The sequence below is a fragment of the Pseudomonas frederiksbergensis genome (genome assembly GCF_035751725.1).
In the GTDB taxonomy this organism is placed as follows: Bacteria; Pseudomonadota; Gammaproteobacteria; order Pseudomonadales; family Pseudomonadaceae; genus Aquipseudomonas; species Aquipseudomonas frederiksbergensis_A.
In genome coordinates this window covers 5,344,352-5,358,778 of record NZ_CP142104.1, presented here as the reverse complement: position 1 = coordinate 5,358,778, position 14,427 = coordinate 5,344,352, and the positions used below count along the sequence as shown (strand labels likewise).

Genomic DNA, 14,427 nt, shown 5'->3' with positions numbered 1-14,427 from the left:
CGTCGGAGACCCTTGCAATGCCTGACCAAGATGTACGCTTGCAACACCTGAAAGTTTGGCTCGATGAGCAGCTACCGATTCTTTTCACTCAACAGGGCTGGGGCGCCGTACCCCCGGCCACGTTGACCGCCGCCAGCAGTGACGCGAGTTTCCGGCGGTATTTCCGCTGGGAAGGCGAGGGCCATAGCCTGATCGTGATGGATGCCCCGCCGCCCCAGGAAAACTGCAAACCCTTCGTGGATATCGCGTTTTTGTTGGCGAAATCCGGCATCAACGTGCCAAAAATTTATGCCGAGGACCTCGATCGCGGGTTTCTTTTGCTCAATGACCTGGGCAACCAGACCTACCTGGATGTGATCAACGGCGAAAACGCCGACGATTTATTCCGCGATGCCTTGCAAGCGCTGTTGGCTTTTCAACAACTGCCAATGGTCGCACCGCTGCCCAGTTATGACATTCCGTTGCTGCGTCGTGAGTTGGAGTTGTTCCCGGAGTGGTACGTCAAGCGCGAATTGGGCGTCGAGTTCGATGCGACCCAGCAGCAGCTTTGGCAGCAGGCTTCAGAGCTGTTGATCAGCAGCGCCCTGGCCCAGCCGAAAGTGCTGGTGCACCGCGACTACATGCCGCGCAACCTCATGCTCAGCGAACCCAATCCAGGCGTGCTGGATTTCCAGGATGCGGTCTATGGACCGGTGACCTACGATGTGACGTGCCTGTTCAAGGACGCCTTCCTCAGTTGGCCCGAGGCGCGGGTGCGCGGTTGGTTGGAGGATTACTGGCAGCAGGCCGTCGCACTTGGCATTCCCGTGCAGCCGGACTTCGAAGATTTCCTGCGAGCCAGCGACTTGATGGGCGTGCAGCGCCATCTCAAGGTGATCGGGATCTTCGCGCGCATCTGCCATCGCGACGGCAAGCCGCGCTACTTGGGCGATGTGCCGCGCTTCTTCGACTATATAGAAGCGGTGATTGCCCGCCGCCCTGAGCTCGCACCGCTGGGCGAACTGCTTCGCAGCCTGCGCCCATCGGCCGGAGCAAGCGCATGAAGGCCATGATCCTGGCGGCGGGCAAGGGCGAGCGCATGCGACCGTTGACGCTCACCACGCCCAAGCCATTGATCCGTGTCGCCGGCACTCCCTTGATCGAATATCACCTGCGGGCATTGGTCGCCGGCGGGTTTGACGAGATTGTCATCAATCACGCCTGGCTCGGGCAGCAGATCGAAGATTACCTGGGGGACGGCTCGCGGTTCGGCGTGCGCATTATCTATTCGCCGGAAGGCGAGCCGCTGGAAACCGGCGGGGGGATTTTCCGGGCCCTGCCGCTACTGGGCGATGAGCCGTTCCTCGTGGTCAATGGCGACATATGGACTGACTTCGATTTCCGCAGCTTGCACCGTCCGCTCGAGGGCGTGGTTCATCTGGTGCTGGTGGACAATCCTGAACACCACCCAGGCGGCGATTTCGTCCTGACCGACGGAAAGGTTCATGAAGGCGCGCCGACGGCCGACAAACTGACCTATAGCGGCATTGCCGTCCTGCATCCGCGATTGTTCGACGGCTGCGTGGACGGCGCGTTCAAGCTCGCACCGTTGCTGCGCAAGGCCATGGACCAAGGTCAGGCCAGCGGCGAGCGCTTGCAAGGGCATTGGGTCGATGTTGGGACACTTGAACGTTTGGCACAGGTTGAAAAATTGATAGAAGCGAGCCGTTGATATGTGGTGGCCAGGGACTCTGATCGGAGCGGGAGCAGGCTTTGCCATAGCCAGCATCCCGGGGGCCATGCTTGGCGCGTTGCTGGGGCAGGCGCTGGACAGGCGCCTGAACGTGCACAGTTGGGCACAAGTGCGTGAACGCCTGGGCGGCCGCCCGGCGTTGCGCAACGATGAGTTGTTGTTTGTGTTGCTCGGACGCTTGGCGAAAAGCGATGGCCGCGTTGTTGACGGCCATATCCAGCAGGCTCGCCAGGAAATGCGCGCGCTTGATTTGAGCGAGCCGGCGCAACGTCGTGCCATCGCGGCGTTCAACCGGGGCAAGTCCGAGCATGATCGCCTGCGCGGTTATCTGCGTCGCCTCGCCACCCAACCCCATGCGGCTGAAGGCGTGCTACGCGCCTGCTGGCGGATGGTCTGGGCCGATGGCCGCGCCGGCGCCAGCGAGCGCGAGCTGCTTGTCCAATGGGGAAAGTGGCTCGGCTGGACGCCGCAGCAGGTCCAGGCGCTGGCGATGGACTACGAACCGCAGAAACTGTCGCAACCCACGAGTGGCATGACTTATCAGGAGGCATTGCGATTGCTGGGTGTTTCGGGCACCAGTGAACCGCCGCAAATCAAGCGGGCCTACCGCCGCTTGCTCAGCCGGCATCACCCGGACAAGATCGCCGGCAGCGGAGCCACGCCTTCACAGGTTCGCGAGGCCACCGATAAGACCCGGGACCTGCACAATGCCTATCGCTTGATTCGCGAGCGAAGGGATTTCCGCTAGTTCGCGGCACCTGGGTCGAGTGAGCTTAGTCTCACTCCCCCGGATTCTGAGGATTCAACCAACCCCGAATCCGACGGAACAGTTGCTCTTGTTCCGCCGACCGGTTCGGCAGGGCCTTGAGGGCAACCTGGCTGAAGGTCGAACCTTTCAAGCGTTTGCTCGCTTGCAGGCGTTCCAGCGCCGCGTTGCGGTCCAGCGGCTTGTCCATATAGAAAATATCGGCGGTTGCCAGCTTCAGGGTTGGCGTCAGCTCTGCCAGGCCAGGTTTGGCGGTGACCGGGGCCTGGGCTGCGACCATCACGAAGCGCTCGATCTGCGAAGGCTGCTTTTCGCTAAGGTAGCGCGCTGCCCAATAGGCGCCCGTGCCATGGCCCAGCAGCACAATGCTGCGGGCGCTCTGCTGTTCGGAGTAGGCCAGGGCCGCGTCGATGCGGGCGAAAATGCGCTCGGCATCGGCCTTGGCATGTTCTTCGCCGGTTTCAGCGATGACCGCATCCGCCGCCTCGGCTTCGCCCCCGGTCACTTGCTCGATCGGCGCCGCAGTCGTGGTGTCTGGTGCCGCAGCAGCGACATCCGCGGGCTTGGTCTCGGGAGGAGTTTCCACGGTGCGCGGAGCGATGACGTCGCTTTGCAGGTCCGGTAGCGTGATACTCAGGCTGCTCCATTCGGCATCAGGCAGTTTCTTGCGCAGGGGGCCGACGGCTTGAGGCCAGTCAGCGGTTTCACCCGCACCGGGGATTATGATGACTGCGCCCTTGGGCTCGCTGGTATTGGCGGGCTTCCACAGCGCTAGAAAAGCATCGCTGCCGGTTTGTAGCTGTTGCTGTTCCTGAGCGGGCACTTTTCGTACGAGCGCCGCGGCCTCTTCCTGGCTTCGCTCGAGCAAGGGCTGGCGTTCGACCGGTTTGTCCCCGGCGGCTTGCTCCGCGGCGGCGGGCGCCGTTTCGCCAGCCTGTGCAGAAAATGCACTCGGCAGGATCAGCGACAGGCACAATGCTGGCAACGCCAGGCGATAAACAGAGGGCATCGGATATTCCATGACCAGAAGTATTTCCGGCAGCCTAATGGGTTGGTCAGTATTTGTCAGTGCATGAGACTTCGATGATGCGTTTTTGCTGCCTGTGGGTTATCGGCTGTTTATGGCTTCCCTTGATGACATGGGCTGCGCCCGCGCCGCAGACCCATGGCGTGCAATTGAGCGCAGAGCAGCGCCAATGGTTGGCACAACATCAACCGCTGCGGGTCGGCCTGGTATTGCAGGCGCCTTTTGCGCAGTACGACCGGCGTTTGCAGCGGTTGTCCGGCACCAACGTCGAGTTGATGCAATGGCTGGGCAAGGCGTTGGGCGTCGATCTGACGTGGCGCAATTTCCAAGACGTCGCGCAACTGGAAGCAGCGGTGCGCGACGGCGAAATCGATGTTGCTCCCGGCCTGACCCAGACTCCGGTCGGGCTCAGGCTCTGGCAGTTTTCCGATCCTTACATGCGCGTGCCGCAATTGATCGTCGGCGCGCAGAAGGGCGCTGAGGGCGTGGAGTTGGAGAAGCTCGACGGCCAGGTCCGCGTTGCGGTGCGCATGCCCAGCGCCACGGCCGATTATCTGCGCGGCAATTATCCGGCGCTGAACCTGCAAGGCGTGCCGATGGAGCGCGAGGCGCTGCAATTGTTGCTGACCCAGCAGGCCCGATACGCGGTGGTCGATGAGGCGCAGCTTGGACGGTTGATGGTCGAACCCGAATTCTCCGAGCTGGCGGTAGTGGGCGATATTGGTTCACCACAGTTGCTACGGGTCGCCACGCGCCGGGACTGGCTCCAGTTGTCCGAAATTATCGACAGTGCCCTGCAGGCCATCCCGGCCAAGGAGCTGGAACAGTTGCACAGTCGTTGGCTCAAGCCGAAATACCCGCGCCTGACCGAAACCCCGGGTTTCTGGCAGAACCTGACCTTGCTGTTGCTGGCGCTGTTGCTCGCCAGCGTGGCCATCGTGTTTTGGCAACGCCGCCAGCAACGCGCACTGGAGCGCCGCTTGCGTACCGCGCGCGAGGACATTGCCCAGCGTACCGCCAGCGAAGAAGCCTTGCGCTTGACACAGTTTTCCATTGACCAGAGCACGGTCGGCATCCTCTGGGTCAACTGGGACAGTCATGTGCGCTACGCCAACCGCGCCGCTGAAACCATGTTGGGCTACGCTTCGGGCGCGATCATCGACCGGCCGCTTATCGATTTCGAGCCGGGTTTGCACATGGACCGCTGGTTGAATTTGTGGAAACGCGCCCGCGCCAGTGAAGACGGACCACAGAGTTTCGAGACCGAATGCGTGCGAGCCGATGGCAGTATCCTGCCGGCCGACGTTTCCCTGAGCTTCTTGCGGTTTCGTGATGCCGAATACCTGGTCGTCTACCTCAACGACGTGACCGAGCGGCGACGCGCATTGGCGGCTTTGCGCGAAAGCGAGGCGCGGCTGCAAGGCATCGCCGCCAACGTGCCGGGGTTGGTCTTTCGCCTGGAGCGGGCGCCGGTGACTGGGCAGATCGATTTTGCCTACATCAGCGAAGGCAGCGAAAGTCTGGTGGGCTACTCTCCGGCGACCCTGGCCCGCAGCGATACCGGGCTGCGCAGCCTGGTGCACCCGGAGGACAAGGCCGATTATCACCGCACCCAGGACCAGGCGCTGGACAGTGACAGCGACTGGTCATGGCAAGGCCGCATCCTCACCCGCGACGGTCAGCAGCGCTGGGCCGAGATCAAGGCAATCACGCGCCGTCTCGAGGATGGCGCCTACGTCTGGGACGGAATCGTCTGGGACATCACCGAAAGCAAGCGCATCGAACTGGAGCTGGCCAGCTCCCGAGAGCAGTTGCGTGAATTGTCGGCGCACCTGGAAAGCGTGCGGGAGGAGGAAAAAGCGCGCATTGCCCGGGAAGTTCACGATGAGCTGGGTCAGATGCTGACGGTGCTGAAGCTGGAGACATCCATGTGCGAACTGGCCTACGCCCAGCTGGACCCCGGCCTGCAAGAGCGGCTCAACAGCATGAAACGCCTGATCGCCCAATTGTTCCAGTTGGTGCGGGACGTGGCGACGGCTTTGCGCCCGCCGATTCTCGATGCCGGTATCGCCTCGGCCATTGAATGGCAGGCCCGGCGCTTCGAGGCGCGCACGCAGATTCCCTGTCTGGTGCAGGTTCCTGACAACTTGCCGCCATTGAGCGACGCCAAGGCCATCGGCCTGTTCCGGATTCTCCAGGAAGCTCTGACCAATGTGATGCGCCATGCCCAGGCGCATACTGTGGAACTGACGCTGACTCAGGAAGGCGACCAGTTGTGTCTGACAGTCAGCGACGACGGTGTAGGATTTATTGCTGATACCGGGCGGCCGACATCCTTCGGCCTGGTCGGCATGCGTGAGCGAGTGTTGATCATGGGGGGGCGGTTGACCCTGGAAAGTGAACCGGGCGAGGGGACTTCCCTTGCCGTGTGGGTACCGCTGGACAAGCCGCAACTCGATTGATGTGCACGAACCCTGTGTGGCGAGCTTGCTCGCGATGATTCCAAATCTGGAGAAGAACCGTGATCCGTGTACTGGTAGCCGAAGACCACACCATCGTCCGTGAAGGTATCAAGCAATTGATCGGCCTGGCCAAGGATCTGGTGGTGGTGGGGGAGGCGAGCAATGGTGAGCAATTGCTCGAGACCTTGCGACACGTGCCGTGCGAAGTGGTGCTGCTGGATATTTCCATGCCAGGCGTCAACGGCCTGGAGGCGATCCCGCGGATCCGGGCACTGAGCAATCCGCCGGCCATCCTGGTGCTGTCGATGCATGACGAGGCGCAAATGGCCGCTCGCGCCCTGAAGGTCGGTGCCGCCGGCTACGCCACCAAGGACAGCGATCCAGCCTTGCTGCTCATGGCGATTCGCAAGGTCGCGGCCGGTGGTCGATATATTGATCCGGACCTGGCGGACCGCATGGTCTTCGAAGTGGGCCTGACCGATACGCGGCCGCTGCACTCGCTGTTATCGGAGCGCGAATTCTCGGTCTTCGAGCGCCTCGCGCAAGGCGCCAACGTCAATGACATCGCCCAGCAATTAGCCCTGAGCAGCAAGACCATCAGTACCCATAAGGCGCGGTTGATGCAAAAGCTCAACATCACCTCGCTGGCCGAATTGGTGAAGTATGCGATGGAGCACAAGTTGCTCTGACGTTCACCACCGTCTCCTGTGGTAGCGAACTTGCTCGCGAAAGCGTCACACCATCAGTACCGATGTCGCCGACACGCCGCCATCGCGAGCAAGCTCGTTCCCACAGCGTTTCGTGTCGGCATATCCATTTACGACACGCCTCGCTACCGCATTTGCCCCCAACTTGCAGCTTGCCGCTTGAAGTGCGCAACTGCATTTATCCAATCCCGCCATCCTTGTAGGGCAATCCCTACCCCGGCTCTTCCACCCGGCTGAGGCGATTCTCTCCTGCGCCCCGATTTGCGTGGGTCCCGGGCTCCACTAGGCTTGGACTCACAAGCAGTCATCAATACAAAAGGTGCGGGTATGAGCCAGGTCGATTCAAGCGCGGGGACCAGTGATGTGCTGGTCAGCTTTCGTGGTGTTCAAAAGAGCTACGACGGCGAGAACCTGATCGTCAAGGACCTCAACCTGGACATTCGCAAAGGCGAGTTCCTGACCCTGCTCGGGCCTTCCGGCTCCGGCAAGACCACCAGCCTGATGATGCTCGCCGGTTTCGAGACCCCGACCGCCGGCGAGATCCAATTGGCCGGCCGCTCGATCAATAACGTGCCGCCGCACAAGCGCGACATCGGCATGGTGTTCCAGAACTACGCCTTGTTCCCGCACATGACCGTCGCCGAGAACCTGGCCTTCCCGCTGACCGTGCGCGGCCTGAACAAGAGCGACGTCGGTGATCGGGTCAAGCGTGTCCTGAGCATGGTCCAGTTGGAAACCTTCGCACAACGCTACCCGGCACAATTGTCCGGTGGCCAGCAGCAGCGAGTTGCCCTGGCGCGGGCGCTGGTGTTCGAGCCGCAACTCGTGTTGATGGACGAACCCCTCGGCGCACTGGACAAACAACTGCGCGAACACATGCAGATGGAAATCAAGCACCTGCACCAGCGCCTCGGCGTGACCGTCGTCTACGTGACCCACGACCAGGGCGAAGCCTTGACCATGTCCGACCGCGTTGCCGTGTTCCACCAAGGCGAGATCCAGCAGATCGCTCCTCCGCGTACCTTGTACGAAGAACCGAAGAACACCTTCGTCGCCAACTTCATCGGTGAAAACAACCGCCTCAACGGGCGCCTGCACAGCCAGACCGGTGATCGCTGCCTGGTGGAACTGGGGCGTGGCGAAAAAGTCGAGGCCCTGGCCGTCAATGTCGGCAAGCCGGGCGAGCCGGTCACGCTGTCGATCCGGCCGGAGCGGGTCAGCCTCAACGGTTCCAGTGAACAATGTGTCAACCGCTTCTCAGGGAGGGTGGCGGAATTCATCTATCTGGGCGACCACGTCCGGGTTCGCCTGGAAGTCTGCGGCAAGAACGACTTCTTCGTGAAACAACCGATTGCCGAGCTCGATCCCGGGCTGGCCGTTGGGGACGTGGTTCCGCTTGGCTGGCAAGTCGAGCATGTGCGTGCGCTCGATCCCCTTCTAGAGGCGAATTGATCGCCCCCTGCTGTAACCAACACCAACCCTGCACGTGGAGAGAACAATAAATGTTGAGATCCCTGAAGTTCACAGCCCTGACACTGGGCATGATGGGTGCGGCAAGCGCGATGGCGGCGGGCCCGGACCTGACCGTGGTGTCTTTCGGCGGGGCGAACAAGGCGGCCCAGGTCAAAGCCTTCTACGCACCGTGGGAAGCGGCCGGCAACGGCAAGATCGTGGCCGGCGAATACAACGGCGAAATGGCCAAGGTCAAGGCCATGGTCGACACCAAGAGCGTTTCCTGGGATCTGGTTGAAGTCGAATCCCCGGAATTGTCCCGTGGTTGCGACGAAGACATGTTCGAACAGCTGGATCCGGCCCTGTTCGGCAAAGCCGAAGACTACGTCAAGGGCGCCATCCAGCCTTGCGGCGTAGGTTTCTTCGTGTGGTCGACCGTGTTGGCCTACAACGCCGACAAACTCAAGACCGCGCCGACCAGTTGGGCGGACTTCTGGGACACCAAGCAATTCCCAGGCAAGCGCGGCCTGCGCAAGGGCGCCAAGTACACCTTGGAATTCGCCCTGATGGCCGACGGCGTAGCGCCGAAAGACGTCTACAAAGTGCTGGCCGGCAAGGATGGCCAGGATCGCGCGTTCAAGAAGCTCGACGAACTCAAGCCGAACATCCAATGGTGGGAAGCTGGCGCCCAACCGCCGCAGTACCTGGCTTCCGGTGACGTGGTCATGAGCTCGGCCTACAACGGCCGGATCGCTGCGGTACAAAAAGAAAGCAACCTGAAAGTGGTGTGGAACGGCGGCATCTACGACTTCGATGCATGGGCCATTCCACGCGGCCTGGACAAGACCCGCGCCGAAGCGGCGAAGAAGTTCATCGCCTTCTCGGTGGCGCCGCAGCAGCAGAAGACCTACTCGGAAAACATCGCCTACGGCCCGGCCAACACCCAGGCAGTGCCGTTGCTGGCCAAGGATGTCCTGAAGGACATGCCGACCACCCCGGAAAACATCGCCAACCAGGTGCAGATCGACGTCAGCTTCTGGGCTGACAACGGCGAGCAACTTGAGCAGCGCTTCAATTCCTGGGCTGCGAAGTAACTGAAGCATCCCGGCTGAACGGGCTTTTGTGGCGAGGGAGATTCTCCCGCTTGAGTGCGCAGCACTCACAAAATTGATGTTGCCGACAAAATTTTGGGGCCGCTTCGCCCGAGGCGTCGGGCCGGCCCAGCGCGAGCAAGCTCGCTCGCCACAATGACTCGTTCCCACAGGTTGCGGTTTCAAAAGAACAGAGGCGGCCCGCCGCCCCTGTAACGATAAAAGATTTGCGGAGTTCGCCATGGCCATCGCCGTTCCACTGAACGCGGGCACCAGCCCCACCCTCAAGCAGCGGCTCAAGCGCGCAGAGCGGGTCAACCGCTGGAAGGCCCAGGCCCTGATCGCGCCGTTGGTGCTGTTTTTGTTGCTGGTGTTCCTGGTGCCCATCGTCGCGCTGCTGTTCAAAAGCGTCAGCAACCCGGAAGTGGTGGGCGCCATGCCGCGCACCGTCGCCGCCGTCGCAGCGTGGGACGGACGCGGTTTGCCGGGCGAGCCGGTGTACAAGGCTGCCAGTGAAGACCTGGCCGAAGCCCGCAAGAATCAGACCCTGGGCGACTTGTCCAAGCGCCTGAACATGGAGCTGGCCGGCTATCGCAGCCTGCTGACCAAGACCGCTCGGGCGTTGCCGTTTGCCACCGAGCCGACCTCTTATAAAGAAGCATTGGAGAACCTCGATGAGCGTTGGGGTGACCCGGCGTACTGGCAGGTGATCCGCCGCAACACCAGCGACGTTACCCCGTATTACTTGCTGGCGGCTGTCGATCACCGCATCGATGACCTCGGCGAACTGGCCCCGGCCACCCCTGACCAGGCGATCTACCTCGATATCTTCACCCGTACCTTCTGGATGGGCCTGGTGATCACCGCAATCTGCCTGGTGCTCGCCTATCCATTGGCCTACCTGCTGGCGAATCTGCCATCGCGCCAAAGCAACCTGTTGATGATCCTGGTGTTGTTGCCGTTCTGGACCTCGATCCTGGTGCGGGTGGCGGCGTGGATCGTGTTGCTGCAATCGGGTGGCTTGATCAACAGCGCCTTGATGGCCATGGGCATCATCGATAAGCCCCTGGAGCTGGTGTTCAACCGCGTCGGCGTGTACATCTCCATGGTCCACATCCTGCTGCCGTTCATGATCCTGCCGATCTACAGCGTGATGAAGGGCATCTCGCCAACCTACATGCGAGCGGCAATTTCCCTGGGCTGCCACCCGTTCGCCAGTTTCTGGCGGGTGTACTTCCCACAAACCTATGCCGGTGTCGGCGCCGGTTGCCTGTTGGTGTTCATCCTTGCCATCGGCTACTACATCACGCCGGCGCTGCTGGGCAGCCCGAACGACCAGATGGTCAGCTACTTCGTCGCGTTCTACACCAACACCAGCATCAACTGGGGCATGGCCACGGCGCTCGGCGGGCTGCTCTTGCTGGCGACCATCGTGCTTTATCTGATTTACAGCTGGTTGGTGGGCGCCAGTCGCCTGCGTCTGAGCTAAGGGGAAATCGAAATGCTGAGTCCTTACATGTCCCCCGTCGAGCGGGTGTGGTTCTACACCTTGCGCATTCTCTGCGGGCTGATCCTGTTGTTTCTGATCCTGCCGGTGCTGGTGATCATCCCGTTGTCGTTCAACTCCGGCAGCTTCCTGGTCTACCCGCTGCAAGGTTTTTCGCTGCAGTGGTACCACGATTTCTTCGCTTCGGCGGAATGGATGCGGGCCTTGAAGAACAGCATCATTGTTGCCCCGGCGGCGACGTTGCTGGCGATGATCTTCGGCACGCTGGCGGCCATTGGCCTGACCCGTGGCGACTTCCCGGGCAAGGCGCTGGTGATGGCCCTGGTGATTTCGCCCATGGTGGTGCCGGTCGTGATCATCGGGGTGGCCAGCTACCTGTTTTTCGCACCACTGGGAATGGGCAACAGTTTCTTCTCGCTGATCGTGGTCCACGCGGTACTGGGCGTACCGTTCGTCATCATCACGGTTTCGGCGACCTTGCAGGGCTTCAATCACAACCTGGTTCGAGCCGCCGCCAGCCTCGGAGCCTCGCCATTGACGGCGTTTCGCCGGGTGACCCTGCCGCTGATCGCCCCTGGCGTGATTTCCGGCGCGCTGTTCGCCTTCGCGACATCGTTCGATGAGGTGGTGGTGACCTTGTTCCTGGCCGGTCCCGAGCAGGCCACGTTGCCACGGCAGATGTTCAGCGGCATCCGCGAAAACCTCAGCCCCACCATCGCAGCGGCGGCGACGCTGCTGATTGCCTTCTCGGTGATCCTGTTGCTGACATTGGAATGGTTGCGTGGGCGCAGCGAGAAGCTGCGTACTACCCAAGTCTGACGGCTTGCTGAAGGACCATCGTGGCAGCGAGCAGGCTCGCTGCCACGATGGTCCTTCATCGCATTCACGCGCTGAATGACAAGCTAACCCTCAATACCGAGCTATCCTTGTGCCAGCCCATTCTCGAACAAGAGGCCGCGCACAATGAGTCTTTCCTCGTTCAAGATCGCCCATAAATTGATCACCGGTGCTGCTGCCATCGAGCAACTGGCGGCCGAGCTGACGCGGCTGGATGTCGACAATCCGTTGATCGTGACCGATGCGGCGCTGGTCAAGTCCGGCACCGTGGACTTGGCCTTGCAGCACCTGGGCGGGCGCGACTACGAGATCTTCGACCGGGTCATGCCCGACCCGGAAATCGCCATCGTCGAAGACTGCATGCAAGCCTACCGCGACGGTGGGCATGACGGCCTGATTGGCCTGGGCGGCGGCAGTGCCATCGACATCGCCAAGTGCGTGGGCGTCTATGCCGGATACCACGGCGAGTTGCAGGATATGTTCGGCGTCGACCAGGTGCCGCGCAAAGGCCCGCCGATGATCGCCATTCCCACCACGGCCGGTACCGGGTCGGAAGTTACCAACGTCGCCATTCTCTCCGACAAGGCCGCGCAACTGAAAAAAGGCATCGTCAGCGATTACCTGTTGCCGGACGTGGCGCTGGTCAGCCCGCAAATGACGCTCACCTGCCCACGCGGCGTAACGGCTGCCAGTGGCGTGGATGCGCTGGTGCACGCCATCGAGGCCTACCTGTCCCTCAATGCTTCACCGATCACCGACGCCCTGGCCATCGGTGCAATCAAGCTGATCACCCGCGCGTTGCCCAAGGCCTACGCCAATCCTAACCATCTGCAGGCCCGTGAAGACATGGCCACGGCCAGCCTGATGGCCGGCATGGCCTTTGGTAATGCCGGGGTCGGGGCGGTGCACGCGCTGGCCTATCCGTTGGGCGGGCGCTTCCATGTGTCCCATGGTGTCGCCAATGCCTTGTTGCTGCCTTATGTGATGGCTTGGAACAAGATGGCCTGCGTCGAGCGCATGCGCGACATTGCCGAGGCCATGGGCCTCAGGACCGCCCACCTGAGTGACCTCGAAGCGGCCGATGAAGCCGTGGAGGCCATGGTCGCCTTGTGCGCCGCCGTGCAGATTCCCCAGGGCCTGAGCGGACTGGGCGTGACCGAGGACGTGATCCCCTCCATGGCGGTGGAAGCCGCAGGGATCGAGCGGCTGATGCGCAACAACCCGCGCCAACTGAGCGCCGCCGATATCGAGAAGATCTACCGTGCGGCGTATTGATCGATTGTCACGGTGGGCGCGCCAAATCTTGAGGTATACAATGCGCGCCATCGTGATTTCGCTCAAAACAGGTGCGTGATGCAGCCCTTCGCTATTGCTCCGTCGATTCTCTCCGCCGACTTCGCCCGCCTGGGCGAGGAAGTGGACAACGTTCTGGCCGCCGGGGCCGACATCGTGCACTTCGATGTCATGGACAACCACTACGTGCCCAACCTGACCATCGGCCCGATGGTCTGCGCGGCGCTGCGCAAATACGGCATCACCGCGCCGATCGATGCGCACCTGATGGTCAGCCCGGTGGATCGCATCGTTGGCGATTTCATCGAGGCTGGCGCGACCTACATCACCTTCCACCCGGAAGCTACGCTGCATGTCGACCGTTCCCTGCAGTTGATCCGCGAAGGCGGTTGCAAGGCCGGCCTGGTATTCAACCCGGCCACGCCCCTGGACGTGCTCAAGTACGTGATGGACAAGGTCGACATGGTCCTGCTGATGAGCGTCAACCCTGGCTTCGGCGGGCAGAAGTTCATCCCGGGCACCCTCGACAAGCTGCGCGAAGCCCGTGCGCTGATCGATGCCTCGGGCCGCGACATCCGCCTGGAAATCGACGGTGGCGTGAATGTGAACAATATTCGTGAAATCGCCGCGGCCGGCGCCGACACCTTTGTCGCCGGTTCTGCGATCTTCAATGCGCCGAACTATGCAGAAGTGATTGAAAAGATGCGTTCTGAACTGGCCCTGGCCCGTCCATGAGCGGCTTCGAGCAGCTGTTCCCCGGCAGCTTGCCGCGTCTGGTGATGTTCGACCTTGATGGCACACTGGTCGATTCGGTTCCGGATCTCGCGGCGGCCGTGGACACGATGCTGCTCAAGCTCGGACGCCCGCCCGCCGGCATCGATGCGGTGCGCCACTGGGTCGGCAACGGCGCGCCCATGCTGGTGCGCCGGGCCCTGGCCAACGACATCGATGCCCAAGGCGTCGATGACGCCGAGGCCGAGCAGGCGCTGGCGTTGTTCAATGAAGCCTATGAAGACAATCACCAGCTGACGGTGGTCTATCCCGGCGTGCGTTCCACCCTCAAGTGGCTGAAAAAGCAAGGCGTGGAGATGGCCCTAATCACCAACAAGCCGGAACGCTTCGTCGCGCCGCTGCTGGACCAGATGAAGATCGGCCGCTATTTCCGCTGGATCATCGGCGGCGATACCTTGCCACAGAAAAAGCCCGACCCGGCCGCGCTGTTCTTCGTCATGAAAATGGCCAACATCCCGGCCTCCCAATCCTTGTTTGTCGGCGACTCGCGCAGCGATGTGCTGGCGGCCAAGGCGGCAGGGGTCAAGTGCGTTGCCCTGAGTTACGGCTACAACCACGGCCGGCCCATCGCCGAAGAGTTTCCGACGCTGGTGATCGATGATTTGCGCCTGTTAATTCCCGGTTGCCTGGACCCGGCCGCTGAGATAACGTTGCCCGACGCTGTTCAATCCTCTTCTGGAAACGCCATCGTGGTGGTCACTCGCAAACTCTGGATGAAAGTCATGAAGGCCCTGGCCCGCTGGCGTTGGCGCGCCTGACGT

Annotated in this window: 13 protein-coding genes; 12 read left to right on the top strand and 1 reads right to left on the bottom strand. The window is 61.8% G+C overall.

The genetic code is table 11. The features are described 5' to 3' along the window. The first annotated feature begins 17 nt into the window (after nucleotides 1–17). Genes VQ575_RS24145 through VQ575_RS24135 form a run of 3 tightly spaced genes read left to right on the top strand, consistent with a single transcriptional unit; the run spans nucleotide 18 to nucleotide 2,480 of the window. The gene (locus tag VQ575_RS24145) at nucleotides 18–1,043 is read left to right on the top strand and encodes an aminoglycoside phosphotransferase family protein (RefSeq protein ID WP_325918540.1); all 1,026 of its coding nucleotides are present in this window, start codon (nucleotides 18–20) and stop codon (nucleotides 1,041–1,043) included. Further along, the gene (murU, locus tag VQ575_RS24140) at nucleotides 1,040–1,711 is read left to right on the top strand and encodes an N-acetylmuramate alpha-1-phosphate uridylyltransferase MurU (RefSeq protein WP_325918538.1); all 672 of its coding nucleotides are present in this window, start codon (nucleotides 1,040–1,042) and stop codon (nucleotides 1,709–1,711) included. The genes VQ575_RS24145 and murU overlap by 4 nt, the downstream gene beginning before the upstream one ends. Before the next feature lies 1 nt (nucleotide 1,712). Continuing rightward, entirely contained in the window at nucleotides 1,713–2,480 is a 768-nt protein-coding gene (locus VQ575_RS24135; RefSeq protein WP_039590791.1) for a TerB family tellurite resistance protein, read from the top strand. Nucleotides 2,481–2,511: 31 nt separating this feature from the next. Here VQ575_RS24135 and VQ575_RS24130 read toward each other — a convergent pair whose 3' ends face one another. Further along, on the bottom strand, nucleotides 2,512–3,507 hold the full coding sequence (locus VQ575_RS24130; RefSeq protein WP_325918536.1) for an alpha/beta hydrolase family protein: 996 nt from the start codon (nucleotides 3,505–3,507) through the stop codon (nucleotides 2,512–2,514). 74 nt (nucleotides 3,508–3,581) lie between these two features. On the opposite strand from VQ575_RS24130, the gene VQ575_RS24125 reads away from it, so the two are divergent. The 9 genes from VQ575_RS24125 (at nucleotide 3,582) to VQ575_RS24085 (ending at nucleotide 14,424) form a co-directional block, all read left to right on the top strand. Further along, on the top strand, nucleotides 3,582–5,987 hold the full coding sequence (locus tag VQ575_RS24125) for a PAS domain-containing sensor histidine kinase (protein WP_039590794.1): 2,406 nt from the start codon (nucleotides 3,582–3,584) through the stop codon (nucleotides 5,985–5,987). 59 nt (nucleotides 5,988–6,046) lie between these two features. Next, nucleotides 6,047–6,676 carry a response regulator gene (locus tag VQ575_RS24120; protein ID WP_039590796.1) on the top strand — a complete coding sequence of 210 codons (630 nt, stop codon included), beginning with the start codon at nucleotides 6,047–6,049 and terminating at the stop codon, nucleotides 6,674–6,676. 345 nt (nucleotides 6,677–7,021) lie between these two features. Beyond that, nucleotides 7,022–8,146: an ABC transporter ATP-binding protein gene (locus VQ575_RS24115; RefSeq protein ID WP_039590798.1), complete on the top strand. Its 1,125-nt coding sequence runs from the start codon at nucleotides 7,022–7,024 to the stop codon at nucleotides 8,144–8,146. A 50-nt stretch (nucleotides 8,147–8,196) separates the two neighbouring features. Next, a complete protein-coding gene (locus VQ575_RS24110; protein ID WP_003206153.1) occupies nucleotides 8,197–9,240 on the top strand; it encodes an ABC transporter substrate-binding protein in 1,044 nt (347 codons plus the stop codon). 238 nt (nucleotides 9,241–9,478) lie between these two features. After that, on the top strand, nucleotides 9,479–10,726 hold the full coding sequence (locus tag VQ575_RS24105) for an ABC transporter permease (protein ID WP_039590800.1): 1,248 nt from the start codon (nucleotides 9,479–9,481) through the stop codon (nucleotides 10,724–10,726). A 12-nt stretch (nucleotides 10,727–10,738) separates the two neighbouring features. Next, the gene (locus VQ575_RS24100) at nucleotides 10,739–11,563 is read left to right on the top strand and encodes an ABC transporter permease (RefSeq protein WP_039590802.1); all 825 of its coding nucleotides are present in this window, start codon (nucleotides 10,739–10,741) and stop codon (nucleotides 11,561–11,563) included. Between the two features lie 144 nt (nucleotides 11,564–11,707). Next, nucleotides 11,708–12,856, top strand: coding sequence for an iron-containing alcohol dehydrogenase (locus VQ575_RS24095; protein WP_039590804.1), 1,149 nt, complete (start codon nucleotides 11,708–11,710; stop codon nucleotides 12,854–12,856). Between the two features lie 78 nt (nucleotides 12,857–12,934). Further along, nucleotides 12,935–13,609: a ribulose-phosphate 3-epimerase gene (gene rpe, locus VQ575_RS24090; protein ID WP_039590807.1), complete on the top strand. Its 675-nt coding sequence runs from the start codon at nucleotides 12,935–12,937 to the stop codon at nucleotides 13,607–13,609. Next, nucleotides 13,606–14,424 (top strand): phosphoglycolate phosphatase, encoded by an 819-nt coding sequence (locus tag VQ575_RS24085; RefSeq protein ID WP_039590808.1) that lies wholly within the window; start codon nucleotides 13,606–13,608, stop codon nucleotides 14,422–14,424. The genes rpe and VQ575_RS24085 overlap by 4 nt, the downstream gene beginning before the upstream one ends. Nucleotides 14,425–14,427: the final 3 nt, after the last annotated feature.

Excerpts from the sequence above, each read along its gene's own strand:
- VQ575_RS24145 (WP_325918540.1), top strand. The coding sequence starts at position 18 with ATGCCTGACCAAGATGTACGCTTGCAACACCTGAAAGTTTGGCTCGAT.
- murU (WP_325918538.1), top strand. The coding sequence starts at position 1,040 with ATGAAGGCCATGATCCTGGCGGCGGGCAAGGGCGAGCGCATGCGACCG.
- VQ575_RS24135 (WP_039590791.1), top strand. The coding sequence starts at position 1,713 with ATGTGGTGGCCAGGGACTCTGATCGGAGCGGGAGCAGGCTTTGCCATA.
- VQ575_RS24130 (WP_325918536.1), bottom strand. The coding sequence starts at position 3,507 with ATGCCCTCTGTTTATCGCCTGGCGTTGCCAGCATTGTGCCTGTCGCTG.
- VQ575_RS24125 (WP_039590794.1), top strand. The coding sequence starts at position 3,582 with ATGATGCGTTTTTGCTGCCTGTGGGTTATCGGCTGTTTATGGCTTCCC.
- VQ575_RS24115 (WP_039590798.1), top strand. The coding sequence starts at position 7,022 with ATGAGCCAGGTCGATTCAAGCGCGGGGACCAGTGATGTGCTGGTCAGC.
- VQ575_RS24110 (WP_003206153.1), top strand. The coding sequence starts at position 8,197 with ATGTTGAGATCCCTGAAGTTCACAGCCCTGACACTGGGCATGATGGGT.
- VQ575_RS24105 (WP_039590800.1), top strand. The coding sequence starts at position 9,479 with ATGGCCATCGCCGTTCCACTGAACGCGGGCACCAGCCCCACCCTCAAG.
- VQ575_RS24100 (WP_039590802.1), top strand. The coding sequence starts at position 10,739 with ATGCTGAGTCCTTACATGTCCCCCGTCGAGCGGGTGTGGTTCTACACC.
- VQ575_RS24095 (WP_039590804.1), top strand. The coding sequence starts at position 11,708 with ATGAGTCTTTCCTCGTTCAAGATCGCCCATAAATTGATCACCGGTGCT.
- rpe (WP_039590807.1), top strand. The coding sequence starts at position 12,935 with ATGCAGCCCTTCGCTATTGCTCCGTCGATTCTCTCCGCCGACTTCGCC.
- VQ575_RS24085 (WP_039590808.1), top strand. The coding sequence starts at position 13,606 with ATGAGCGGCTTCGAGCAGCTGTTCCCCGGCAGCTTGCCGCGTCTGGTG.